The following is a 23,681-nucleotide window of genomic DNA, read 5'->3' on the forward strand; positions in this document are numbered from 1 at the left end:
AAGAAAATAAGCCACACCTTAATTTAACTGACGTAGAGCTCAACGCACTAGTTATCGCTTAAGCAGATCTCAGGTTACTTAGACTCAGGCAAATATTAATAGCCGAGCACTAAATTAATTATTTTTACGTTTTGTGAATAAAAATATAATAACAATAAAGTGCTGTCGCTTACTTTATCTCACTGTGCTGATACTACTATTTGTTGTGGTTCAATAAAACTAGGCACTAATTTAGATAGTTTGCTAATAACTTACTGATAATTTGCTGATAATTTGCTGATAATTATTAGATGGTTTCTAGGCAGCTTTTAGATACTTTTTAAATAGTTTTTACAATTTGAATAACTCAAGCTCCCTGCCTTACTAATTTTAGCATGCTCTTAAATCTTCGCTATTCCCTTTAAACTTGCTCTTGTAGCTAAATTATCACCTTCAAACCATATTGATACCAACGAAGCGTACTACTATTCCGCCCCCCTTTGGCTATCGCCTTTTGGCGCATTTTTAGAGCCATGTTGGTGATAATATTACCGGTTACACAAAATAAATGGTGCTTTGTCTCCGATCGCGGGGCGTATATTTGATAAGTTTGGCTCTAAGTGGCTACTTACACCTGGCTTTATTATTATGATTATTACGCTATGGAATCTGTCGAATGTAACCACAGAAACCTCTATTGCAATGGTTATCTTTTTGCATTCATCTCTCATGATTGGCGTAACATTAATTATGATGCCTGCGCAAACAAATGGTTTAAATGAGCTCCCCAGAGAACTATATGCTGACGGGACCGCTTTAATAAACACTTTACTGCAAGTATCTGGCTCAATTGGCACCGCCTTGGCGATTACAATCATGTCGGCTTCTCAAAATAGTTTTTTGGAAAACGTGGCCGATCCATCAGCGCCCTCTGCAGTAAGTAGCTCATTAACAGCGGGTGTACAAACAGCGTTTATTTTGGGAATTGTACTTGCGATTAGCGGGTTAATTATGTCGTTCTTTATAAAGTCATCTAAAAATACTTAAAGTAATATTAGCAACAAAAAAGCCCATGAAATCATGGGCTTTATTTTTATATACTGCTAATACTAGCTAGTAGCTAACGCGCGATTATTCCCACTCAATAGTTGCAGGTGGTTTACCCGAAATATCGTAAACAACACGCGAAATACCATCAATTTCATTAATGATACGGTTTGAAACCACACCTAAAAATTCATATGGTAAATGTGACCAGCGCGCGGTCATAAAGTCGATAGTTTCCACGCAGCGCAGTGATACAACCCAATCGTATTTACGCGCATCACCCATAACCCCTACCGATTTAACCGGTAAAAACACAGTGAACGCTTGGCTTACTTTATGGTAAAGCTCTGCTTTGTGAAGCTCTTCGATGAAAATAGCATCGGCGCGACGCAGTAAATCACAGTATTCTTTTTTAATTTCGCCAAGTACACGCACACCTAAACCTGGTCCAGGGAAAGGATGACGGTAAAGCATGTCGTACGGTAAACCTAGCTCTAGGCCAATTTTACGTACTTCATCTTTAAATAACTCACGTAGCGGCTCAACTAGGCCCATTTTCATGTCTGCTGGTAATCCGCCCACATTGTGGTGCGATTTAATTACGTGTGCTTTACCGGTGGCAGATGCCGCAGATTCAATTACGTCTGGATAAATTGTACCTTGCGCTAACCATTTTGCATTTTTAAGCTTTTTAGCTTGCTCATCAAATACATTAATAAACGTGTGGCCAATGGCTTTACGCTTATCTTCTGGGTCTGACTTACCAGCAAGGTCATTTAAAAATTGCTCTTCGGCTTCAACTTTAACAATGTTTAGGCCAAACTTATTACCAAACATGTCCATAACTTGCTGGCCTTCGTTTAAACGAAGTAGGCCGTTATCAACAAATACACAAGTTAGCTTTTCGCCAATTGCACGGTGAATAAGCATAGCCACAACCGATGAATCAACACCGCCCGAAAGACCTAAAATAACTTCGTCATCGCCAACCGTTTCTTTAATGCGCTCAATGGCATTATCGATAATTTTTGCTGCAGTCCATAATTTTTCACAACCACAAATATCAATAGCAAAACGCTCTAATAAACGCTGCCCTTGATGTGTGTGCGTTACTTCTGGATGAAACTGTACGCCGTAAAAGCGTTTTTCTTCGTTCGACATTGCCGCATGCGGACACGTAGATGTTTTAGCTGTGGTTTTAAAGCTTTGTGGAATATCCATTACTTTATCGCCATGGCTCATCCATACATCTAGTACGCCATTGCCGCCGTCGGTGATATGATCTTCTATCGCATCAAACAACGCACAATTACCCACTTTTTCTACTTGGGCGTAACCAAACTCTTTTTTATCAGAGCTGTGTACACTGCCGCCAAGCTGAGCTGCCATAGTTTGCATGCCGTAGCAAATACCTAGTACTGGCACACCAGCATTAAATACATATTCAGGAGCGCGTGGGCTGTTTTCAAGTGTTGTCGACTCTGGGCCACCAGAGAGAATAATACCTTGTGGGTTGAACTCGCGAATTTGCTCTTCGGTCACATCCCATGCCCACAGTTCACAGTAAACACCAATTTCGCGCACACGACGGGCAATTAATTGAGTGTATTGTGAACCAAAGTCTAAAATGAGAATTCGTGAATCGTGAATGTCTTTGCTCATGGAGTATCTCGTAAAGTCAGATGCTAAATAATGCTACTGATATAGTGAGTAGCTATTTAAAAAGGGCTAGTAAAACTAGCCCATAAATTGATGTAATTACGGCTGATTAGCCTAAACGGTAGTTAGGTGCTTCTTTAGTGATTTGCACGTCATGTACATGCGACTCACCCATACCAGCTGAAGTAACACGTACAAACTGTGGTTTGGTGTTTAGCTCTTCAATAGTGGCACAACCGGTTAAGCCCATTGCGCTACGCAGGCCGCCCACTTGCTGATGGATAATAGTTGCAATAGGACCTTTGTACGCTACGCGACCTTCAATACCTTCTGGTACTAACTTGTCGGCTTCGTTTGACTTTTGGAAGTAACGATCTGATGAACCTTCTTTTTGATCCATCGCGCCTAACGAGCCCATACCACGGTATGATTTGTAGTAACGGCCTTGGTAAAGCTCTACTTCGCCAGGTGCTTCTTCAGTACCAGCAAGCAAAGAGCCCACCATTACACACGATGCACCAGCAACAAGTGCTTTTACAATATCGCCAGAAAAACGAATACCGCCATCGGCAATTACCGGAATATCGCGGCCTTTTAAGCCATCAACAGCATCTGAAATAGCCGTTATTTGTGGCACACCACAACCCGTAACAATACGCGTAGTACAAATAGAACCTGGGCCTATTCCTACTTTAACCGCATCGGCTCCAGCGTCTGCAAGCGCAACAGCGCCTTCTGCTGTTGCTACGTTACCAGCAATAATTTGTAAGTCTGGGTATTCTTTGCGGGTTTTCGCAACGCGGTCAATAACACCTTGAGAATGGCCGTGCGAAGTATCGATAAGTAATACGTCAATACCTGCTTCTACTAATGCAGCAATACGCTCATCAGTACCTGCGCCAACACTCACAGCAGCACCTACACGCAAACGACCTTGGTCGTCTTTACAGGCATCTGGTTTTTCTTGTGCTTTTTGGTAATCTTTTACGGTGATCATGCCCTTTAGTTTAAACGCATCATCAACCACAAGAATTTTTTCAATGCGGTGTTCGTGCATTAAGCCTAAAATCTCTTCGCGCGCAGCACCTTCGTTTACAGTAACTAGCTTGTCTTTTTTAGTCATAACAGTAGAAACAGGCTGTTCAAGCTTAGTTTCAAAGCGCATATCACGCCCTGTTACAATACCAACAAGATTGTTATCGCTATCAGTTACTGGAAAGCCCGAAAAACCTTTTTCTTGCGACAGCTCAAGTGCATCTGCAATGGTTAAATCGGCAGTTACTGTAATAGGATAAGTAACAATACCCGCTTCATAGGTTTTAACTTTACGAACGTTTTTCGCTTGTTCTGCAATAGTCATGTTTTTATGAATAAAACCAAGACCACCTTCTTGCGCAAGGGCAATAGCTAAACGAGCTTCGGTAACAGTATCCATAGATGCTGAAACAAGCGGCAAGTTAAGTTTGATTCCACGCGTTAAGCGAGTTGAAATATTTGCCGTATGTGGCAAAACAGTAGAATGACCAGGTACTAAAAGTACGTCATCAAAGGTAAGAGCTTCTTTAGCGATTCTAAGCATTTTGGCAACTTCTCACATGGTGGATCTAAGATAAGGAATTGCGGCCAAATTTTAACAGCGTTGCTGGCACTAGTAAATCATATTTTGTAAATATTTATGATAAACTAGGGTTATAAATAGTTTTTGGTAGTTTTTTATGTTTTCGAAGCCTTTGCAAACGATTTACACCGTGTCACGCCTTAATAGAGAAATACGCGCCCTACTCGAGCAAGGCTTTGCCTCGCTGGTACTAACTGGCGAAATTTCGAACTTTATTACTCCGGCATCTGGGCATTGGTATTTTTCGTTAAAAGACGATAAAGCACAAATAAAAGCAGCCATGTGGCGCGGCAATAATCGTAACCAAAGTTACCGACCCATTAACGGTGCGCAGGTAACGGTAAAAGCGCGCGTTTCACTTTATGAACCACGCGGCGACTATCAACTTATTGTTGAACATATGGAACCTGCTGGCGAAGGACAACTTAAGCAAGAGTTTGACGCCCTAAAAATGCGCTTAGCCGCTGAGGGGCTATTTAGCTCGGTTTATAAAAAACCTCTACCGCAAAACATTAACCGTATCGGGGTAATAACCTCTGCAACTGGCGCGGCCATAAAAGATATTTTAACCGTACTAAAACGCCGCGCACCGCAGTTAGAAGTTATTATTTACCCTGCTATGGTGCAAGGTAAAGACGCACATCTGCAGTTAATTAAACAAATAGAGTTGGCTAATATTCGCAGCGAAGTAGACGTGCTTATTTTGGGGCGTGGTGGCGGCTCTTTAGAAGATTTATGGTGTTTTAACCATGAGCAACTTGCACGCGCTATATTTAATAGCCAACTGCCTATTGTGAGCGCGGTAGGCCACGAAATCGACACCACTATTAGCGACTATGTAGCCGACGTACGTGCAGCTACGCCTTCTGCGGCGGCAGAGCTGGTAAGCCCTAATACGCAAGAGTTACATAATAAAGTAACTCAGCTAGTTAACCGTCTTGCTAATGCGTTTAAACACGATATGAGCGAAAAGCGCGCTCAAGCATTACAACTACAGCACAGGTTAAATTTATGCCATCCGCGTAATCAGTTAAATCAAAAAGCGCAGCGCTTGGATGAACTAAGCATTGCACTACAACAAGCTATGCGTAATAGTTTATATCAACAAGAGCGCACCCTTAATAATTTAACGCCTAGATTAATGCGCCAATCACCCGACAAAAAGCTCACTCAAGCAAGTCACCAACTCGCACAATTACAAACTCGGCTTAACCAAGCAATACAGAAGCAATTACAGCAAGCTAATAACAGCTTAGCACTGCAGGCAAGTCGCCTAGATTCAGTAAGTCCACTTAATGTATTAGCGCGAGGCTATAGTATTACAAAAACAGATAAGCAAAAGGTGGTTAAATCGGTAGCGGATGTAAAAGTCGGAGATACTTTAATTACTGAACTGGTTGACGGCACGCTACACTCGCAAGTACTAAGTTAGCAGCGTCTTACTCTTTAGTACTCACTATAAAGTCTATCTGTTCATCGGTTGAATTTGACGAAGTGAGCTTAAATTGCTGCCACCATGGCATTAGCGCTAATTTATCGTTCAGCTCGCGCCACTGCACATGCCCTTGCTGATTAGTTTTATCGGCAACTAGGCTAAACTTACAAAGTGTTTGTTTGCACTCTAAACTAGTTAGTTGCGCGGTATTACTTAAATCGCTGGTAATTAAAAAATCAGTTAGCGCGGTTTCTACTTCGTAGCTCCACTGGCTATTTTCATCCTCAGCTATAAACTTCTCTTCTAACTGCTTAGCAAAATCAAGCTGATCTAGTTGCGCTAATTTTAACGCTTGTTCAACGCGTTTAAGTTGTTTGGTTTTAAGCTCAAGCTCATTGGTAAGCGTGGCAATTTTATGCGTATATGGTGCAATACTCTCAGCCTGAAAGTTACCATCGGCAGGGTTAACATGCTCGTCAGTACTATTGAGTGACTCATCGTTAGCTTGCTTTATAACAATACTTTTATAAGGAAACGGCTGGCTTTGTTGCGCTTGAATAGGCATAGAATGTAAAAACAAAAAGTAACCACTGGTTAATCCTACGCCTAAAATAAAACAGCACAGGCCAAGTAAGTTACTTTTGTTTAGCATTTTAAATTGCTCATTACTTTATAGCATAGAGCTAGTATGCGATTCATTTTCAGGCTCAGGTTTAGCTAAAAAGTTTTGGTTCATACTTTTTGCAGGGCATTCGCAATCTGGGCGACCAATAATTTTTGCCGGTACACCTACCGCAGTCGTGTGTGGCGGTACATTACTTAGCACAACAGAGCCTGCGCCAATACGTGCGCCCGCACCCACTTCAATATTGCCCAATATTTTAGCCCCAGCACCAATAAGTACCCCGGCTCTAATTTTAGGGTGACGATCGCCTTGCTCATTGCCCGTGCCACCTAAAGTAACCGACTGCAGTATTGATACGTTATCTTCAATTACCGCCGTTTCACCAATAACAATACCGGTTGCATGGTCAAACATTATTCCTTTACCCACTTTACAAGCAGGATGAATATCAACGCCAAATACTTCTGAGCTACGGCTTTGAATAAAGCGCGCCAACTCTTTACGGTTTTGCGTCCACAAACAATTAGCTAAACGATGCGCCTGAATAGCATGGAAGCCTTTTAAATTTAATATTACCGTAAGGTAAGTTTCGGCTGCAGGGTCACGATCTTTTACCGCTTTAATATCGTGAGCAACGTGCGTTAGCATACGCTCACACCTTACAAACGACTGATCAAATAGCTCACGAATAGTAAATGCCGACACCACCGCATCTGCCAATTTATTAGCAACAATAAAACTCAGCGCCGCCCCTAAACATTCATGGTTCAAAATACACGAATAAACATGGCTCGCTAAAAGAGGTTCGCGTTTTACTACTTCATTTGCTTCGCTGCGAAGCTGTTGCCAAATTTCATGTCGCATATTACTGCCTTTGTTGATCAAAAAGAGCCTTTTGCTAAGTTTAACGGATTTAGTCACTAAGGTGTTAATCCCTTAGTTATTTGTTGTGGTTATTAGATATAACTATTTTTATAAAACAAAAATGCCCCAACTATTTAAAACAGTTGGAGCATTTAGTTTTTTTAAGTTTAAACTTACTTAAATACTTTATCTACTGCTATTACTGCAATATTTTTTGCCGGAATAGCTAATTTGTAATCGGCAATCACTTTATCTTCTGCAACAAGCTCTGCTGGTTTATCGGTATTATAAACCATTGGCGATGTTTGCTCAGGCGCTAAACGCTTTTGCATATCAGCGCCGTCACCGGTAATAAATACATAATGGATATTATCGGTTTGTAGATTATCTTTAATAACGCGGTTTACATCCTTTACTGTTAGCGTTTTAAGTTTGTTAGTTACGTAACTTACAAAGCTGTCGGTGTTGTAAAACTCACTATCAAGAGCATAACCTAGTTGGCGATTTTGGCTTGCCACCATTTGCGGCACAAAGTTAATTAAAAAGTTACGTGTGGCTTCAAAGTCGTCTTCACTCATGCCATTTTTAATTAGCTTATCAAGCTCAAACAAGGCGGTACGAGTCGCAAAATGCGCATCGTTATTAGAGCGAAGTGGGCGTAACCACACTTGAAATATTTGCTCAGAGCGCCCTAGGTTTGCATCAGGCTTAGTTTGAAACATACCACGCGGAAAGTATTCAATGTACGCGTAATCGCCGTAGTTCATGCCACGGGTTTCACGAATACGCTCATATAAAAAGCTGTTAGAACTACGGTGCTCACCAAAGTAAGAACGCACTAACCACAGTGCAGTCCAATCCTCACTACTTCTTATTGTATCAATTGGAAAACCAAACGATACCGCTGTCGACTGCGCACTCTTTTCAACAATAGTAGCATGATGGCCTTTAAGCTCAGGCGCATCAGGAATACTTAAACGGCTTTGCTCGCCTTTAGGCAGGCCTGCTAAATCAGCTAACATAGTGGCTTTTAGTTTTTCCGGTACTGCACCAATTAAGCCAAGTGTTAGCTTAGATTGCGTAAGCTCTGTGTTATAAAACGTTTTAACATCGTCAAGCGTAAGTGCTTCTAAATCTGAAATATCACCATAGTTGTAGCTTTCATAAGGATGGCCTTTGTAAAGCGCGCTGTAGAGTACTTCTTTACCTAGTTCTTCATCGTTAGATGCTTTTAAGCCCGATTTAATACCGTCAATTAGCTCTTTTTTAAGGCGCTTAAAGTCATCTTCTCTAAAACCGGGATTAAGTAACTGATCGCTCACTAATGCATACCACTTAGCAGCGTTATCTTTATGAATACGCCCTTGAAACGACAGCATTTCTTTATCTATTTGATAACCAAAGCTACCTGCCAGCGGATAAAGTGCTTGTTTAATATCTTTATAGCTTGTTGATTGTGAGCCACCTTGCGCCAGCATAGCTGCAGTTAATGCGCCAAGGCCTTTTTTACCTTGCGGGTCAGCAGCAGCCCCGGTATTGAATAAAAAGTTTACGTCGATTAATGGCGAGCTGTTAGTTTTATCTAGCACTTTAAATGCAGCAGCCTGAGGTGCTTGCTCCAGTTTTGCAACCAGTGCGTTTAAATCAACCTCTTGCTCAAAATTTGGCGCTTTATCAAGTGCCGACATAGTCACGGTAGTGCGTGCATTATCAACAAAATACTTGTTAGCAATTGCTTTAATATCTTCAGCTGTTATTTCATCTGAGGTTTTATATAGCTGGTTTATTACCCTAGGGTCACGCTCAAAATGCATATAGCTTGCAAGGGTTGCAGCAATTGCTTGCGACGAATCTAAACCATTTACAAAGCTGTATTTAAGGTTAGATTTTAAGTCGCTGAGTTTTTGGCTATCTACTAACTCAGTACGCGCTTGAGCGTAGGTACGATTGATTGCATCGCGTACTTTGGCTAAATCGTCTGCTTTTTCTACTTTTACAAATACATGCAGTAAACCCGGATCTTTGGTTTCTGGGTTATAGCTAAACATTTGGCTGGCAATTTGTTTATCTACCACTAGCTCTTGGTATAAATCTGAGTTGTTTGAAAAATAAAGCTGCGAGAGTAAATCAAGCGCGGCTCTGTCTTTTTTAGCCGGCTCCCACGCAGTGCCTTTATACGATACTAATAACCAATGCCCTGGTAAGCCTGGGTTTTGTTGATGACTATATTTTGGCGCTTGCTGTGTTGGCTCTGCTTTAATGTCGGCAACATAGTCACCCTTTTTCCACGCACCCCAGTATTTTTTAACCATAGCCATAGTGGCTTTTGGGTCTACATCACCCACAATTACAAGTGATACATATTCGGGCTTATAAAATTTGGCAAAAAATTCTTTACCATAAGCCATTTGATCAGGCATGGCTTCTATGTCTTTAAAAAAGCCCATAGTGGTGTGTTTATAAGTGTGTTGCTCAAAGGCCTCTTCGCGTACTGCGCTAAGTAATTTACGCACTGGGCTGGCATTATTTTTTAAGTACTCGCCTTTTACCGTTTGCGCTTCGGTTCTAAATTGCTCTTCGGTATAGGTTAAGTTTTGAAAAATATCAGCTTCAAGTTCAAGTACTTTATCAAGATGCTGCTTTGAAAAGTTTAAATGATAGTTAGTGTAATCGTTGGTGGTGTAAGCGCGGTTATCAACGCCAGAATTTTTTAAAATACTTGAATACACAGCCTCAGGAAATTTTTCAGAGCCTTTAAACATCATGTGTTCAAAAAAATGCGCAAAGCCCGTTTTACCCGCTTGCGTTTCATTACGTGATCCTACCGATACAGGTATTTGCAACGAGACTACATCAGGGTAATCGGTTTTAACCACCATAACGCGCAAGCCATTTTCAAGCTCTTCTAGTAAGTAGTCTTGTGAAAAAACGCCCTCGCCCGTAGTGTTTGTTTGTTGTTGTGTTACTGCTTGGCTCGTTTGATTTTGTTCAATAGCGCAACCCGACAGTGCCAGCGATACCGCTAAACTGGTTGCTAAAAATTTAAATTTCATTGTTTTTCCTTTTATAGCAATCAATTTTAATCGCTAAACGTTGAGCTAGTTTAATAAAAATTACCATCTGATTATGCCGCAAAGCCGCCAATAATAAGAGCCTAAAGCGTTGTTATTATGTAAACAACTGTATCAAATTTACTAATTGGTAACGAGCTTGTATGAATAAACCTCACTACGATTGAAAAACTCTCATTAAACAAAGCTATCTAGCCATCTAAATGGCTGCTATATTAATTCCATCGTAACAAACTAAGCTGGAATGAGGATTATGGCTTTATCACTTCAAGAGAAAATAGAAGATAGCAATCAAGGCGTATACCTTATTGGTACTACGCCGCCAAAAATTGGTACCGATAAAGCGCAACTAAAAACCATTGCAGAAAAGCTATTGGGTCGCCTACACGAAATTGAATACGACGGCGTAATAATTTACGACATTCAAGACGAAAGCAGCCGTACTAATCAAGCGCGTCCGTTTCCATTTAGGCAAACTGTCGATCCACGTGAATACAGCAACCTATTACGTGGCTTATCGCACCTTGATGTAATTACCTATAAAAGTGTGGCGCAACGCAGTGCGAACGAGTTTAAAGATTGGCTAAGTGAAACTAAAAACGACTACGATTTAAAAAATATTGTTTTAGTAGGTAGCCCATCATCGATAGGCGATATAAAACTAAGCCTACCAGATGCGTATAAAACGCTGGCAGAGCAATCTGATGACTTCTTTTTAGGCGGCGTTACTATTGCAGAGCGTCATTCTAATAAACGTAATGAACACGAGCGCCTAATAGAAAAAACCGCTCAAGGCTGTAAGTTCTTTATTTCGCAAGCGGTTTACGACGCACAAGCAACAATAGAGTTAATAACTAGCTATGCACGTAGTTGTAAAGCACAAGGGCTTGAGCCTAAGCGCCTTATTTTAACTTTTACTCCGTGCGGCGGCGAAAAAACCTTAGAGTTTATGCAATGGTTGGGGATCTCAGTGCCAGAGGCCACTAAATGGCGCATGCTTGATGCGAACAATACGCTGAGTGAATCGGTACGTATTTGCCGCGAAAATCTCGATTTAATACTTAAAAGCTGTGCGCATTTAAACGTGCCGCTGGGCTTAAATATAGAAAGCTTAACTAACCGTAAAGAAGAAATTGACGCATCAATTAACTTATACCGCTTATTAAAAGCCACCATGGAATTAAATCTAGCTGAAAAGTTAATAGCTTAAGGGCTAAGCATTTAATACAAAACCAGATTAATTAGTTACACTCTTTGGCAAGCCTTATAGCTTGCCTTTTTTTATTTTAAATTTGAGAAGTAACGTATTTAGTTAAAGGTAAGGGGAAATTAGCAGTTATGTGCTAAATGCATTTTGCGCTTTATTATCAATGTTAACTATGTTTACTTTTGTTGCTGGCCGCTTTTGTTACTAACCTTTTGCCCTGAATAGCTTTTTAACGCAGCTCCCATAGCAGCGCACATAACACCAAAAATAACTCCTTCGTTAGATATAAACCTAAAGCTGATAAAAATATCTAATAAACTTATTATTGCCAGCGATAAAACTAAACCTATGCCTGAATACAGCAACCATGTTTTAGTAACTTTGTTCATAAATTAATTCCTTTTAAATGCTAAATTTAGCCTAATACAACCCCGCGGCTATTTTTCGGGGTCGTATTATTTCACTGACAATTGAAAGCCAAAACTAAAAAACTGTTATTTACGTCTTCTACTTGGCTCTCTTTGTCCTGTAATGCGTTTTTTATCGCGGTCTTTTCGTGATTTATTGGTGTTTTTGCGGTTATCTTTTGGCTTTTTGTTTGGATCTGGCTCGTAGCCTGCTAGCCACTGTGGCGTTAAGCGGGTATCTAACAGTACTTCTATTTCTTCAAGTAACCATTGCTCGTCAATACTTACTAGCGACATTGCAAGCCCTTGCTCACCAGCGCGACCTGTACGGCCAATGCGATGTACGTAGTCTTCGGCTATGTATGGCAGTTCAAAGTTAATTACAAATCTAAGTGTTGGAATATCTAAGCCACGTGCGGCTACATCGGTAGCAACTAATACACGGGTAATGCCTTCTTTAAAGTTTTGTAGTGCGCGGTCGCGTGCGCCTTGTGATTTATCACCATGGATTGACTCGGTTTTTAAACCGTCTTTACACATTTCTTTAGCCAGTTGGTCGGCCATTTGTTTGGTGCGGGTAAAAATAAGCACTTGGCGCCAATTTTTCATGCCGATCATGTGCGATACCAGCTCGCGCTTGCGATCCTCGTCTACTGAGTAAATTACTTGCTCAACCTCAACTGCTGCTGAGTTGCGTTTATCAACTTCAACTAATTCTGGGTTTTTAAGTAGTTTTTTACTAAGCGCAAATACGCTGTCATCAAAAGTCGCCGAAAATAACAAAGTTTGGCGATCGCCTGGAATATGGCGCAATATACGTTTAATTTCGTCAATAAATCCCATATCAAGCATACGATCGGCTTCATCAAACACCAGTGAGTCAACACTTGAAAGCACCACACTGCCTTTAACAATATGATCGAGTAAGCGCCCCGGGGTGGCTACTATTACTTGCGCATCTTTTAGGGCTTTTATTTGTGGGCCTATGCTTGCGCCGCCATACGCTAATGCCCCTTTAATATTGGTGCCTTGGGCATATTTTTCAAAGCTGGCAAATACTTGCTGAGCAAGTTCGCGAGTTGGCGTTAAAATTACCACGCGAGCAACACCTGGCTCATCTTTTTTAGGGGTGTTTAAAAGTTTGTGTAGCAGTGGTAGTACAAACGCTGCGGTTTTACCTGTGCCAGTTTGTGCACTGCCCATTACATCACTGCCCGCTAAAATAGGCGGGATGGTTTTAATCTGAATTGCGGTAGGTTGAGTGTAATTATTTTGCTCAATCGCAGTTAATAACAACGGGTCGAGATTAAGTGATGAGAACGTAGTGGCAGACATAGGCTTAGCTTTAAAATGACAAAGAGCGCTATTGTACTCATATTCACTCATGCCGTAAATTAGAGTGCTTGAGAAAACTATTTAATCGTATTTATCTGCTTTTATTTGTGCCAATAAAAAAGGCGCTAAATAGCACCTTTTAAAATTCATCTCGTTTTTAAGCTGGTTTTAAATTTGCTTTGCGCTCGTTGTAAAAAGCAATCAAATCATCAACCGTAGCTTGGCAGTACTCGCGAATACCCGATACCACCATGTGCTTTTCACCAAAACCCACTTTTTTACCGTTTTCTAGCAAATTAAAGCGCAAAGTAATTTTGCCGCGTTTACCTGCGTATTCAAAACTAGGCTCTGCAAATTCAAGTGTCGGTGCACTAATTTCAACAGTATCAAGATTTATAATCATCGATTCGTAAATAATCATCGGGCGTGCAGGGTTAATCATTACCTCTTGCTTACCCATGAGCGGAATAATCACGTGCGGAAACGCCGCGCCTGAAAACTCAACATAATTTTTAATTAAGCTATTAGTAAGTGCTGGGCATTTGCTGGTTTTACCTTCGCGTTTTACCTTTAAAATTACTTTATCACCGTTTGTTACATCAAACTCATCGGCCTCTGCTGGGAAGCTAAGTTTGGTATTTTCGTCAACCATACCCGCAAAAGTAAACTCCATGCGTTCACTAATACCGTAACGATCTAATACTAATGAAAAAAGTAAGTCTCCTGGAGCACAAAATTTCTTCGCATCTTTATCGTGAAGTGGGTTGTAATCATCAGCAATACACTTGGCGAAACGACAGCCTTGCTCACGAGAGATCGAAACATAATCAGCATGTTGCTGATAAAAAGGACTTAACATAGGGTGTTCACTACTTAAACGGCTTATAACCTGGCTATACTAACAGAAAAAATAAAATGAGAGGTCGAATCTGTTAGATTAGTTACTAAATAAAACAGAGTAATAAAAAAATAATGACTTTTTATTTATTAGCATTATCGATTATATGTGTTTTTTCGTACTGTAAAGTATCAATAATACGGCAACCACTTTGGCACTACTTAATGGCTTTAAGTGTTATATGTGCGTATTTTGAGGGTTATATAAATTTATATGGACTGCTCAGTACTGGGCTTTACGTTGCTTTATATCACTTTGTGCTATATACAAAGCAAACAATAATACGCGCTATTTTAAGCACTGTTTTTATAGTTTCCTCATTGGCATTAGCGCTTCATTGGGTGCCTGGTTTTAACAACCTTCCTATTGCTATAAACGAGCATATTACTAGCGATGCAATTGCTTTTACCCTTTATGCTAATTTTGATAAAGCTATGGCTGGCCTCTTTCTTTGTGCTTACTTTTATTCAAATATAAAGCCTTTAAAAGCAGAGTCTAAAAAGACGATTTCATTAATTAAACCCCCTATTTTAATAATTATTACTACCATTTTAGCCGCACTTACTGCAGCTCTAATACTTGGGCTGGTAAGCTTTAACCCTAAGGTTCCTGACTTCTGGTTAGCATTTATTGCTATAAACCTTTTATTTACCTGTGTTGCTGAAGAAGCGTTATTTAGAGGCTTATTACAAACCAAGCTTAGTCAAATTATTACGCCTACCCGCTTGGCAATATTTGCGCCTGTAATTACTGCAGGTATTTTTGCTTTGGCACATTTTGCTGGGGGAGTTAGCTATGTATTAGTTTCATTTATTGCAGGTTTGGGATATGGCTATGTTTTTTATAAAACGCAGCGTTTAGAGTGGGCTATTTTATGCCATTGGTTAGTAAATATTTGTCATTTCTTTTTGTTTACTTATCCTATGCTAAGTAAAACCGAGTGCATATAAAGTCATTTACAAATACTAACAATTTACTCAGTAGTAAACATTGCCCACATTCGATTTTGTTAGTAATTTACTACTTCAAACAATAAATTAAAGGACTAATTAATATGCTACGTTTTATGGCAATAATAACTGCACTGGCTACTTTAAGTGGTTGCTCAAACATGACTTTTCATACAGATATAGACAACGACGTTTTATCTCAAGAAATTGGTACCTACGTTAATAAAAGAGATTTGCAGCAGTTTTACAGCGACCAAGAAGCACACGAAAGTGGCGCTACACTTTTAGGCCGAATAGCAGGTGAAAGCTGTGATGGCGATGGTATGGGTAACAATAATGTAAGCTATAACCGTTCTAAATCAAATGCTATTGATTTACTTAAAGCTGATGCCATGCGCAGAGGCGCAAATGCTTTTACTATTAACTCTTGTAGCGAAACCTCTGTATCGTATTGCGACCTATCTGTTTTATGTACCGGACAGGCCTACGACTATTAATAAATCATATATTAAGTGCAAAGCTCAGTAGCACACGCTTTCCAGACTCGATTTTAGATACGCTGTGTTCGTACTTATCGGGCCTAAATAAATACACCCTATTAAACCAGTTAATAATACATTTAGCGCATTTAAACACCCCACCGCTTTTAGGTTTTACTAATACAAAGTTGAGTTTGTAATAGCGCCCTTGCTGCACCGGATCAATGTGGTTCATTACGCTGTGATTAGTTGGGTAAGTAACAAGGTTCATCGAAAATGTATTACTGCTAAAAATGGCTTTGTTTTTAACGGTTGCAATCATACTGCCTCCTATGAGTTTATATGCCGCATTGTAGCATTTAGTAAATTATGAATGCTTAGACTAAACAATATCAAAATACGATGTCATATAACTAAACAACCTGAAACAAAAAAGCCGAACTTATTTACTAAGCTCGGCTTTTAAAAATGCATTATTTAGCAATTATGCACCTGGGTATTCGCGGTAGGCACGTTCGATATTTTTAGCCTGCTTTTTAGAAATACCTAAATGCGCCAATGCTACACGTAAACGAGCACGCGATAGGTCAGATCCTAATATTTCCATAGCATCAAGCACAGAGGTAGATGACGTTTTACCAGTAATTGCCACAAAAATCGGCTCTAAAAAGTCTTTAATTTTAAGCTCGTGGAACGTTGCTACTTCTTTTGCAATGGCAAAAATAGCTGGTTTATCAAAGCTACGTAGGCCTTCTAGCTGCCATACAAAAAATTGTAGTGCTTGGCGAATTACGTCTTCATCGGCTTTACCCGCGGTTAATAGCGCAGGATCATAAGTAGGTATACCACCAACAAAATGCCCAGCTAAGTCAACTAAGTCCGACAATGTGTTAATACGTGCTTTGGCTTCTGGTAATACTTTAGCTAGCATTTCGCCATTAAACTTCCAATCAACAAAGCGCTGAATTAACTGCTCGTCAGTTAGGTTTTCGCGGATCCACATGCCGTTTAACCAGCTAAGTTTATCTACGTCGAATACTGGGCCACCTAGTGATACGCGCTTCATATCGAAGTTTTCAATCATTTCGTTAAGAGTGAATTTTTCACGCTCATCTGGCATTGACCAACCCATGCGGCCTAAATAGTTAAGCACGGCTTCTGGCAGGTAACCCATTTCTTTATAGTAGTTAATAGAGGTTGGGTTTTTACGCTTAGACAGTTTTGACTTATCTGGGTTACGCAGTAGCGGTAAATGCCCAAGTACTGGCGCTTCCCAACCAAAATCTTCGTAAAGTTTTAATAGTTTAGGCGCTGAGTTAATCCACTCTTCGCCACGGAAAATATGGCTAATTTGCATATGGTGGTCGTCAACTACGTTCGCTAAAAAGTAAGTTGGGAAGCCATCAGCTTTTAATAGCACTTGCATATCGACGTTTTCCCACGGGATCTCAATTTCGTCGCGTAGGTAGTCGTTAAATTTAAAAGTGCCTTCGCTAGGGATTTTCATACGTATAACGTAAGGTTTACCCGCTGCTAGGTTTGCTTTAATTTCGTCGTCTGTGTGGTTTAGGCCACGGCCGTCGTATTTAGGGCGTAGACCTTCTGCCATTTGCTCTTCGCGCATTTTATCCAGCTCTTCGCTTGTTGCAAAACAGTAAAATGCTTTGCCGTCGTCAACGAGTTGGTGTGCGTATTTTTTGTATAAATCGCTACGCTCAGACTGGCGGTACGGGCCAAACTCACCGCCCACATCTGGGCCATGATCCCACTCGAGTCCTAACCAACGCAAACTATCCATAATTGCTTGCTCTGACTCGGCAGTGCTACGTACTTGGTCAGTATCTTCAATGCGAAGTACAAATTCACCACCTTGCTGTTTAGCAAAACAGTAATTAAATAAGGCGATATAAGCGGTGCCAAGATGCGGGTCGCCAGTTGGCGACGGGGCAACACGGGTGCGAATTGTCATGGTAATGTCTCTTTTAATAAGTGAGATGGTAAATTTATTTATGCTGCTACTTTGTTTATATAAGCAATAATATCGTTTGATTCGTATAGCCAAGTTACTTGGCCATTTTGCTCGATGCGCAGACAAGGCACTTTAACTTTTCCGCCTTGTTCTAACAGTTCTTGACGATATTGCTCATTGCTTTTTGCATCACGCGTTTCTATTTTAAGGCCTTCGCGCTTAATAGCACGGCGCACTTTTACACAAAACGGGCATGCTTTAAATTGATAAAGCTTAAATTGTGCGGTTTGCTGATCAAGCTGCTGTTGCACTTCTGGAGCACGTTTTTTACTACGTGGCGTAAATACAAAATTAAAGAATAAAATTATACTTCCTAATAACCAACGAACTAATTTCATTAACTGCACTCTATTTACAACAAATTTAAGGTGCCAGATTTTAACACAAAAATAGCAGCAAAAAAGCTCAAATATACTCTGTCAGTATATTTGAGCTTTGTAAGCTCAGCCTTGGGTCAGGTTAATTATTTAGCTGTTATAAAGTGAGCTTGTTTATTCAGCTATACTGCTTTTTATTATAGTAAAATTAAGTCATCGCGATGCAGTACTTCAGCCCCGCCATCGTAATCAAGTAACTCACCTATTTGCTTAGAGTGCGCGCCTTTAATTTTATTAACTTCGCTGCTGCTAAAGCGGGTTAACCCGCGAGCAATGAGTTGCTTGTCGCTATTTATTACACTTATTAGATCGCCGCGCTCAAATGTTCCCAGCGCATTAGTCACGCCTTTAGCAAGTAAGCTTGCACCTTTAGTTTGCAGCGCAGTTATTGCACCGGCATCTATAACAATTTGTCCGCTACTTTTAGGTCCAGCGAGTAACCACTTTTTACGCCCTTCTTTTGGCGCTGTGAGCTTTAAAAAACGTGTGCCGGGCAGTTGCTCGCTCATACATTTTAAAATGACATTTTTACCCGAGCCTTTTGCAATTATAACCTCAACCCCTGCACGCCTTGCAATGTCGGCTGCTTGCAGTTTGGTTGCCATACCGCCGGTGCCTAAGTTTGTGCCACTACCACCAGCAAGCTGGCGCAATTCGTCGTTAATGTGGGTCACTTCACCAATTAATGTGGCATCGGCATTAGTGCGCGGATCGCTGGTAAATAACCCTTCTTGATCGGTAAGCAATAACAGCTTATTGGCATTAGCTAAAATAGCCACCAACGCTGATAAATTATCGTTATCGCCTACTTTTATTTCACTAGTAGCAACCGCATCATTTTCGTTAATGATGGGCACTACGTCGTAGTTTAATAATGCATTTAGCGTATCGCGGGCATTTAAATAGCGCTCTCGGTCGTTAACATCGGCGCGGGTTAACAGCATTTGCCCTACGTTTACACCATACAAAGCAAACAAGCTTTGCCAAATATGAATGAGCTGGCCTTGACCAACTGCTGCTAGCATTTGCTTATCTATTACGCTGCGGCCACAGGGCTTTAGTAATTGCTCTCGTCCGGCCGCCACGGCTCCGCTCGAAACTAAAATAACGTGATGCCCTTGCTTTTTAAGCTCACAACATTGGCGCACTAGCTCAACCATATGCGCTTTATCTAGCTTATCGGTGCCGCCAGTCAGTACACTTGTACCTAGCTTTACAACGATTACCTGATCCCTTTGCATTTATTTTTACTACTGAATAATTAAAGATGAATTTATTTATACCAGCTGGGTATTTTTCAACAAGTAAAATATATTCATGCTAGGATCTGATTTTATTCAATTGTGTAAATTACCTGCTATGCCTGCCAGTTTATGTTTAATTATTGCCACCTTTTTATGGGGTAGTTCCTTTATTGCACTTAAGTATGCCATTGCTATTTACGACCCCGCTTTGGTGATATTTTTACGCATGCTAACCACATTATTTTTATCGCTGTGCTTATGGCGCTATGTAATACGCTTTGAATACAGAGTTGGCGACTGGAAGTATTTAATTGCTATGTCGCTGGCTGAGCCTTGCTTGTACTTTTTATTTGAAGGCCATGCAATGGAATATACCTCGGCATCGCAGGCGGGGGTAATTGTGTCGTGCTTGCCTATTATTATTGCCGTACTGGCTTTTTTTATGCTTAAAGAATACATCAGTAAATCTATTATTATTGGCTTTACTTTTTGTATTGGTGGCAGCATTTTACTCACTGTGCTTTCACCAAACTCCGAGCAAGCACCTAACCCATTATTAGGTAATTTTTTAGAACTTATGGCTATGGTATGCGCGGCGTTTTATACCGTTTGTATTAAACACTTAGCGAGTCGTTATTCTCCGTTAACGCTTATAGCGCTGCAAGGCATTAGTGGCAGTTTATTTTTTGCACCGTTTTTGCTTTTTATCGACCTACCAAGCGAAAATCAACACAATATAACCGCTTTATTAAGTATTTTATATTTAGGCTCGTTTGTTACTTTAGGCGGTTATGGTATGTATAACTACGCTATTAGTAAGGTATCAGTATTAACCGCAGCGGCTTATTCAAATTTAATTCCTATATTTACGCTGATTCTTTCGGCCATCATTTTAAATGAAGTGCTTAACTTGTGGCAGTGGCTGAGTATATTTGTGGTATTTGTTGGCGTAATGATCAGCCAACGTCATCAAGAATTAGTGGTTGATATCCCCAGCGCCGAGTCGGGCGAGGATATTTCCACCGATCTTACTACCTCCGATATCATATCGGCCGAAACCAATAGCCTAAATTCGGTTCCCGATGCTAACGCGTCAAAAGGGTAGCACGTTAGTAAATACAATTGTGCAGTGTGTAAAAATGTGTTTTCTGACTCATGAATTACCTCGCTGCCGGTTACTTTATAATGCTGCAAGGTGCCATTTTGTAATTGCAGGGTAAACTGCTCTCCCACTTTAACGTGCTGTAAAAAAGCAAAGTGAGTGTCGTTATGCCCTGCAATGAGTGCCCCAGCTTGTTTACTACCAAGCTCTGCTGCGGGTAAAAAGTGGCTGGGCGCAAAAGCTAAATTACGCCCGCTAGCACCTGCTAATACGGTGAGTTTTTCATTATGCGCCGGCCAATTTAATTGTGCGGTTACATAACTATCGGCGTAAAACCATGGCTTAACTTTTGCTTCAGGCGTTTTAAGAGCCCGCTGCCAGGCCTGTTCAATTAGTAATTGCGCCAGCCATGCTTTGCCTTGCATGTAAGCGCCATGACCAAATAACCCCAAACCAAGTATTAATAGCCCCGCGCTTAGCCACTTTTTCATTTAAAACGCCTTACTAGCACAAACCCACTTAACAATAAAATTCCTAATATTATATGTACTTTGCTTTGCCCATCGGTTTGTGGCAAACGCATTGCCATACCCTGAGGAACTGCGTTAGTAGCATTAGCTGTTTGTTCTGCTATTGGATTAATTTGTGTTTGCTCTATTGCTATAAAAGCCGTGAATGGGCTGAGTAATTGATGAGTAAGCGCCAATTGTTGCACTTCGTCTTTAACTGCATTTTGTGAGTTATAGAGCAGCAACGACTTAATTTTTTGACGAGCCCACAGCTTAGCAATTCCTTTAGCATTTGAGCCTGCTTGTGTGTTTAGGTTAATACTAATAGGCCCTTGTGCAGTTTGCCCGTTTAATATTACATTACTGGCATTATTGAGCTTTATAGCCACCATTATTGGCTCATTAAAATAGAGATCTGGCAGTGGCGAAGGCCAAAAGTCTAGGCTATTACCGTTTTCATCGCTTAGCGCTAAATTAGTAATTGCAGGATGTGCGAGCTTATCAAATAACTGCTGCATTTTAGGTTGCACCTCGCTAGTGCTGCCTATAAAAGTAAACGAGCCCTTGCCTACATCTGCCGCACGGCGCATAAAAAAGCTATTGGGGGCGCTGCCAATACCAACTGTAAATAAGCGGCTATCGCCTAATTTAGCTTGAATACTTTTAAACAGTGCATCTTCGTTGCTTACGCTACCATCGGTTAAAAATATTACTTGGCGTACAAAACCATCAAACTGCGAACCATCTAAAACGGCATCAAGTGCGCCTTGTATTTCTGTACCGCCGTCGGCTTGTAACCCATATATAAAGCGCTCTGCGCGGCGTAAATTAAAGCCACTTGCAACTAAAGGTTTATCGCTCATTGGGGTTACTACATTATCAAACCCTATAATGTTAAAACTGTCGTTACTGTCTAGCAGCGATAGCGCATAAAACAGTGCATTTTTAGCTTGCTCCATAGACTGCCCATGCATAGAGCCCGAAGTATCGACTACAAATACCGTTTCGCGGGCTAATCGCTGCGTTGCTATAAAGTTATCTGCAGGCGGCATTAGCATAGCGAGCCCGTAGCGCTCGCCATTTTCAAACTGCTCGGTAAAAAATGCAGCTTGGGCTTGCTCTTTTTGCAGTGGTTTAAACTCCAGCACAAAGTCGCGGTTTAGCGCATTTTGCTCATTTAACTCTATTGTGTATTGCCCAAATGCAGTGTTTTGAATATTTACATTATGAAATTTAGAATTTATATCTACCAGCTCTAAACCTACGTCTATATCTAAGTTTAAATTAAACTGACTACTTGGCTTATCGTCATTTTTTTGCGTGCTATAAACTGGGCTTAGCCAACCATGTGGTAGCGAGTTAGTTGGTTTTTGGCTTTCTTTATTTATGTCAATTTCACCTTGGGTTACATGATAACGCGGTGTGATTGTGCCCGGAAAGCGCACTGTAAAGGTGCCGCTGCTGTAATCAATTATTTCTTGATATTCCAGCTCAATAATAACCTGCTCCCCAGGGGCTATATTAGCTACGTTTGTAATAAACATATTAGCGCGTTGCTGGCGTACTAGTGCTGCTTGCTTGCCGGCCTGTTTGGCTTCTGCGTATTTTTTTTCGGCCGCCACTTTTTTATCAATTTGGCCCTTAATTACTCGCTCGCCAATACGCATGGTCATAGCATGTACTGCGCTTTCATCGGGCAGCGGAAACACATAACGCGCATTAACAGCAAACGGGTTTTGGTTTTGATAAGTTTGTTTAACTACAACATGATTTATAAGTCCGGTTAATGTCATATTTGCATCACTTTTTAATATTATTGCAGGGCCTGCTTGTGCGCCGCTGCTATCAAAAAGTTCTAACTTGGGAGAGTGTGCGTGGCTTTTAAAGCTCGTTAACATCACCAGTATACCCAGTGTAAAAAGGCTTACCCATTTAAGGGTAAGCACTTTGCTTGGTTTACTCAAAAAAAACATAAAATCACTCCATCGAAGGCTTTAATTTAATTACTTGCTGTTTGGCTATTTACAGGATTTATTAAACGAGTAGTAAGGGTTACCCGCCGATCAAACGTGTTGTCTTCTACTGTGTTAGTTTTAGCAAGTGTTTGCTGCTCACCAAATGCTTGCGTGCTTAAGCGCGTGTGGCTTACGCCCTGTTTTATTAAATAGCTTTGCACCGCATTTACACGTGCTTTTGAAAGTAAAAGGTTGGCTTGTTCATCACCGCGTTGATCGGCAAACCCACTTAAATCGAGCGCTAACTGTGGCTGGTTTTTTAAAAGCGTAACGAGTTGGTCTAACTGCAATACAAAATGTGGCGCAATAACACGTGAGCCGGTTTTAAACTGTACTGTCATGGCAAGTAAATTATTAATTTGCGATTGTGTTAACTGCTCATTTTGATTAGCAAGCACTTCGATTTGTTGCTCTAACTGGCTGTTATGGCTAAGCAGGTGTTGGTAGTCGTTGGTTTTTTCTGTCATTACAATTATTGCACGCTGTTGCTGGGCAATTTTGTTATCAGCAACTTTTGCATCGCCTATTAAACCACCAGCAAATGCTCCCACAAAAGCACCAATAGGGCCGCCTACTACACCACCTATAATAGCGCCCGCTCCTAAGCCTATTGCGGTTTCGGTGTGCGCTTCTTTTGTAGCCGTATTATTAGAGGTTGATGCTAATGCGGGACCGCAAAAAACGGCCGCTAGGGTTAGCGCTATTAATGTCTTCTTCATGATTGATCCTTAAACTTACTTTTTAATTTATGATGTTTTGTTTTGATGGGTGTATTAAAACAAGCTCAAGTGGCAACAAAGGGGAGCAAAAATGGCAAACCACTGAGCAATT

General features: G+C 40.8%; 20 protein-coding genes and 1 pseudogene. 6 read left to right on the forward strand and 15 right to left on the reverse strand.

The window, feature by feature from the left end; all coding sequences use genetic code 11:
* The first annotated feature begins 555 nt into the window (after positions 1–555).
* The gene (locus tag HC000_RS08175; protein ID WP_257025460.1) at positions 556–1,026 is read left to right on the forward strand and encodes a hypothetical protein; all 471 of its coding nucleotides are present in this window, start codon (positions 556–558) and stop codon (positions 1,024–1,026) included.
* 84 nt (positions 1,027–1,110) lie between these two features.
* On the opposite strand, the gene guaA is transcribed toward HC000_RS08175, so the two are convergent.
* Both guaA and guaB read right to left on the reverse strand, forming a co-directional pair.
* The gene (gene guaA, locus HC000_RS08180; protein WP_011327347.1) at positions 1,111–2,688 is read right to left on the reverse strand and encodes a glutamine-hydrolyzing GMP synthase; all 1,578 of its coding nucleotides are present in this window, start codon (positions 2,686–2,688) and stop codon (positions 1,111–1,113) included.
* A gap of 106 nt (positions 2,689–2,794) precedes the next feature.
* The gene (guaB, locus tag HC000_RS08185; protein WP_011327346.1) at positions 2,795–4,264 is read right to left on the reverse strand and encodes an IMP dehydrogenase; all 1,470 of its coding nucleotides are present in this window, start codon (positions 4,262–4,264) and stop codon (positions 2,795–2,797) included.
* Positions 4,265–4,400: 136 nt separating this feature from the next.
* Between guaB and xseA the strand changes: the two genes are divergently transcribed.
* Positions 4,401–5,735 carry an exodeoxyribonuclease VII large subunit gene (xseA, locus tag HC000_RS08190; protein WP_179807399.1) on the forward strand — a complete coding sequence of 445 codons (1,335 nt, stop codon included), beginning with the start codon at positions 4,401–4,403 and terminating at the stop codon, positions 5,733–5,735.
* Positions 5,736–5,742: 7 nt separating this feature from the next.
* Here the strand turns inward: xseA and HC000_RS08195 are convergent, their stop codons facing one another.
* From HC000_RS08195 to HC000_RS08205, 3 genes are all read right to left on the reverse strand, one after another.
* Positions 5,743–6,390: a hypothetical protein gene (locus HC000_RS08195; RefSeq protein ID WP_089367812.1), complete on the reverse strand. Its 648-nt coding sequence runs from the start codon at positions 6,388–6,390 to the stop codon at positions 5,743–5,745.
* A gap of 18 nt (positions 6,391–6,408) precedes the next feature.
* Positions 6,409–7,227, reverse strand: coding sequence for a serine O-acetyltransferase (cysE, locus tag HC000_RS08200; RefSeq protein WP_011327343.1), 819 nt, complete (start codon positions 7,225–7,227; stop codon positions 6,409–6,411).
* 173 nt (positions 7,228–7,400) lie between these two features.
* Positions 7,401–10,280, reverse strand: coding sequence for a M16 family metallopeptidase (locus HC000_RS08205; protein ID WP_179807400.1), 2,880 nt, complete (start codon positions 10,278–10,280; stop codon positions 7,401–7,403).
* 271 nt (positions 10,281–10,551) lie between these two features.
* Here HC000_RS08205 and HC000_RS08210 point away from each other — a divergent pair, with 271 nt between their 5' ends.
* Positions 10,552–11,508 carry a hypothetical protein gene (locus tag HC000_RS08210; protein WP_011327340.1) on the forward strand — a complete coding sequence of 319 codons (957 nt, stop codon included), beginning with the start codon at positions 10,552–10,554 and terminating at the stop codon, positions 11,506–11,508.
* A 173-nt stretch (positions 11,509–11,681) separates the two neighbouring features.
* Here the strand turns inward: HC000_RS08210 and HC000_RS08215 are convergent, their stop codons facing one another.
* From HC000_RS08215 to HC000_RS08225, 3 genes are all read right to left on the reverse strand, one after another.
* On the reverse strand, positions 11,682–11,894 hold the full coding sequence (locus tag HC000_RS08215; protein WP_041454345.1) for a hypothetical protein: 213 nt from the start codon (positions 11,892–11,894) through the stop codon (positions 11,682–11,684).
* Between the two features lie 105 nt (positions 11,895–11,999).
* Entirely contained in the window at positions 12,000–13,247 is a 1,248-nt protein-coding gene (locus HC000_RS08220) for a DEAD/DEAH box helicase (RefSeq protein WP_041454344.1), read from the reverse strand.
* Positions 13,248–13,404: 157 nt separating this feature from the next.
* Positions 13,405–14,106 (reverse strand): DUF3581 domain-containing protein, encoded by a 702-nt coding sequence (locus HC000_RS08225; protein WP_011327338.1) that lies wholly within the window; start codon positions 14,104–14,106, stop codon positions 13,405–13,407.
* A 203-nt stretch (positions 14,107–14,309) separates the two neighbouring features.
* Between HC000_RS08225 and HC000_RS08230 the strand changes: the two genes are divergently transcribed.
* The gene (locus tag HC000_RS08230) at positions 14,310–15,095 is read left to right on the forward strand and encodes a CPBP family intramembrane glutamic endopeptidase (protein ID WP_244363852.1); all 786 of its coding nucleotides are present in this window, start codon (positions 14,310–14,312) and stop codon (positions 15,093–15,095) included.
* A gap of 104 nt (positions 15,096–15,199) precedes the next feature.
* Positions 15,200–15,592 (forward strand): hypothetical protein, encoded by a 393-nt coding sequence (locus HC000_RS08235; RefSeq protein ID WP_011327336.1) that lies wholly within the window; start codon positions 15,200–15,202, stop codon positions 15,590–15,592.
* A 4-nt stretch (positions 15,593–15,596) separates the two neighbouring features.
* Here the strand turns inward: HC000_RS08235 and HC000_RS08240 are convergent, their stop codons facing one another.
* From HC000_RS08240 to proB, 4 genes are all read right to left on the reverse strand, one after another.
* A complete protein-coding gene (locus tag HC000_RS08240; protein WP_179807402.1) occupies positions 15,597–15,896 on the reverse strand; it encodes a 2OG-Fe(II) oxygenase in 300 nt (99 codons plus the stop codon).
* Between the two features lie 162 nt (positions 15,897–16,058).
* Positions 16,059–17,543, reverse strand: coding sequence for a glutamate--tRNA ligase (gene gltX, locus HC000_RS08245; protein WP_179807403.1), 1,485 nt, complete (start codon positions 17,541–17,543; stop codon positions 16,059–16,061).
* Positions 17,544–17,581: 38 nt separating this feature from the next.
* On the reverse strand, positions 17,582–17,941 hold the full coding sequence (locus HC000_RS08250) for a glutaredoxin domain-containing protein (RefSeq protein WP_011327332.1): 360 nt from the start codon (positions 17,939–17,941) through the stop codon (positions 17,582–17,584).
* Positions 17,942–18,117: 176 nt separating this feature from the next.
* Entirely contained in the window at positions 18,118–19,221 is a 1,104-nt protein-coding gene (gene proB, locus HC000_RS08255; RefSeq protein WP_086998093.1) for a glutamate 5-kinase, read from the reverse strand.
* Between the two features lie 118 nt (positions 19,222–19,339).
* Between proB and HC000_RS08260 the strand changes: the two genes are divergently transcribed.
* Complete coding sequence (locus HC000_RS08260; protein WP_140391198.1) at positions 19,340–20,329, forward strand: DMT family transporter; 990 nt, start codon at positions 19,340–19,342, stop codon at positions 20,327–20,329.
* On the opposite strand, the pseudogene HC000_RS18520 reads toward HC000_RS08260, so the two are convergent.
* The 3 genes and pseudogenes from HC000_RS18520 to pdsO form a co-directional block, all read right to left on the reverse strand.
* Positions 20,329–20,817, reverse strand: a pseudogene (locus HC000_RS18520) (class GN sortase); the annotation flags it as partial. The gene HC000_RS08260 and the pseudogene HC000_RS18520 sit on opposite strands and share 1 nt — an antisense overlap.
* The gene (locus tag HC000_RS08265) at positions 20,814–22,808 is read right to left on the reverse strand and encodes a marine proteobacterial sortase target protein (RefSeq protein ID WP_179807404.1); all 1,995 of its coding nucleotides are present in this window, start codon (positions 22,806–22,808) and stop codon (positions 20,814–20,816) included. The gene HC000_RS08265 and the pseudogene HC000_RS18520, both read right to left, overlap by 4 nt.
* Before the next feature lie 26 nt (positions 22,809–22,834).
* Entirely contained in the window at positions 22,835–23,569 is a 735-nt protein-coding gene (pdsO, locus tag HC000_RS08270; RefSeq protein WP_179807405.1) for a sortase-associated OmpA-like protein PdsO, read from the reverse strand.
* Positions 23,570–23,681 lie beyond the last annotated feature (112 nt).

The organism is Pseudoalteromonas sp. MIP2626, assembly GCF_013414205.1.
Lineage (GTDB): Bacteria > Pseudomonadota > Gammaproteobacteria > Enterobacterales > Alteromonadaceae > Pseudoalteromonas > Pseudoalteromonas nigrifaciens.

Bases quoted from the DNA above. Each gene is read 5' to 3' on its own strand.
- HC000_RS08210 (WP_011327340.1), top strand. From the start codon at position 10,552: ATGGCTTTATCACTTCAAGAGAAAATAGAAGATAGCAATCAAGGCGTA.
- HC000_RS08195 (WP_089367812.1), bottom strand. From the start codon at position 6,390: ATGCTAAACAAAAGTAACTTACTTGGCCTGTGCTGTTTTATTTTAGGC.
- HC000_RS08260 (WP_140391198.1), top strand. From the start codon at position 19,340: ATGCCTGCCAGTTTATGTTTAATTATTGCCACCTTTTTATGGGGTAGT.
- xseA (WP_179807399.1), top strand. From the start codon at position 4,401: ATGTTTTCGAAGCCTTTGCAAACGATTTACACCGTGTCACGCCTTAAT.
- cysE (WP_011327343.1), bottom strand. From the start codon at position 7,227: ATGCGACATGAAATTTGGCAACAGCTTCGCAGCGAAGCAAATGAAGTA.
- HC000_RS08240 (WP_179807402.1), bottom strand. From the start codon at position 15,896: ATGATTGCAACCGTTAAAAACAAAGCCATTTTTAGCAGTAATACATTT.
- HC000_RS08215 (WP_041454345.1), bottom strand. From the start codon at position 11,894: ATGAACAAAGTTACTAAAACATGGTTGCTGTATTCAGGCATAGGTTTA.
- HC000_RS08220 (WP_041454344.1), bottom strand. From the start codon at position 13,247: ATGTCTGCCACTACGTTCTCATCACTTAATCTCGACCCGTTGTTATTA.
- guaA (WP_011327347.1), bottom strand. From the start codon at position 2,688: ATGAGCAAAGACATTCACGATTCACGAATTCTCATTTTAGACTTTGGT.
- HC000_RS08225 (WP_011327338.1), bottom strand. From the start codon at position 14,106: ATGTTAAGTCCTTTTTATCAGCAACATGCTGATTATGTTTCGATCTCT.
- HC000_RS08205 (WP_179807400.1), bottom strand. From the start codon at position 10,280: ATGAAATTTAAATTTTTAGCAACCAGTTTAGCGGTATCGCTGGCACTG.
- HC000_RS08265 (WP_179807404.1), bottom strand. From the start codon at position 22,808: ATGTTTTTTTTGAGTAAACCAAGCAAAGTGCTTACCCTTAAATGGGTA.
- proB (WP_086998093.1), bottom strand. From the start codon at position 19,221: ATGCAAAGGGATCAGGTAATCGTTGTAAAGCTAGGTACAAGTGTACTG.
- gltX (WP_179807403.1), bottom strand. From the start codon at position 17,543: ATGACAATTCGCACCCGTGTTGCCCCGTCGCCAACTGGCGACCCGCAT.
- HC000_RS08230 (WP_244363852.1), top strand. From the start codon at position 14,310: ATGGCTTTAAGTGTTATATGTGCGTATTTTGAGGGTTATATAAATTTA.
- HC000_RS08235 (WP_011327336.1), top strand. From the start codon at position 15,200: ATGCTACGTTTTATGGCAATAATAACTGCACTGGCTACTTTAAGTGGT.
- pdsO (WP_179807405.1), bottom strand. From the start codon at position 23,569: ATGAAGAAGACATTAATAGCGCTAACCCTAGCGGCCGTTTTTTGCGGT.
- HC000_RS08250 (WP_011327332.1), bottom strand. From the start codon at position 17,941: ATGAAATTAGTTCGTTGGTTATTAGGAAGTATAATTTTATTCTTTAAT.
- guaB (WP_011327346.1), bottom strand. From the start codon at position 4,264: ATGCTTAGAATCGCTAAAGAAGCTCTTACCTTTGATGACGTACTTTTA.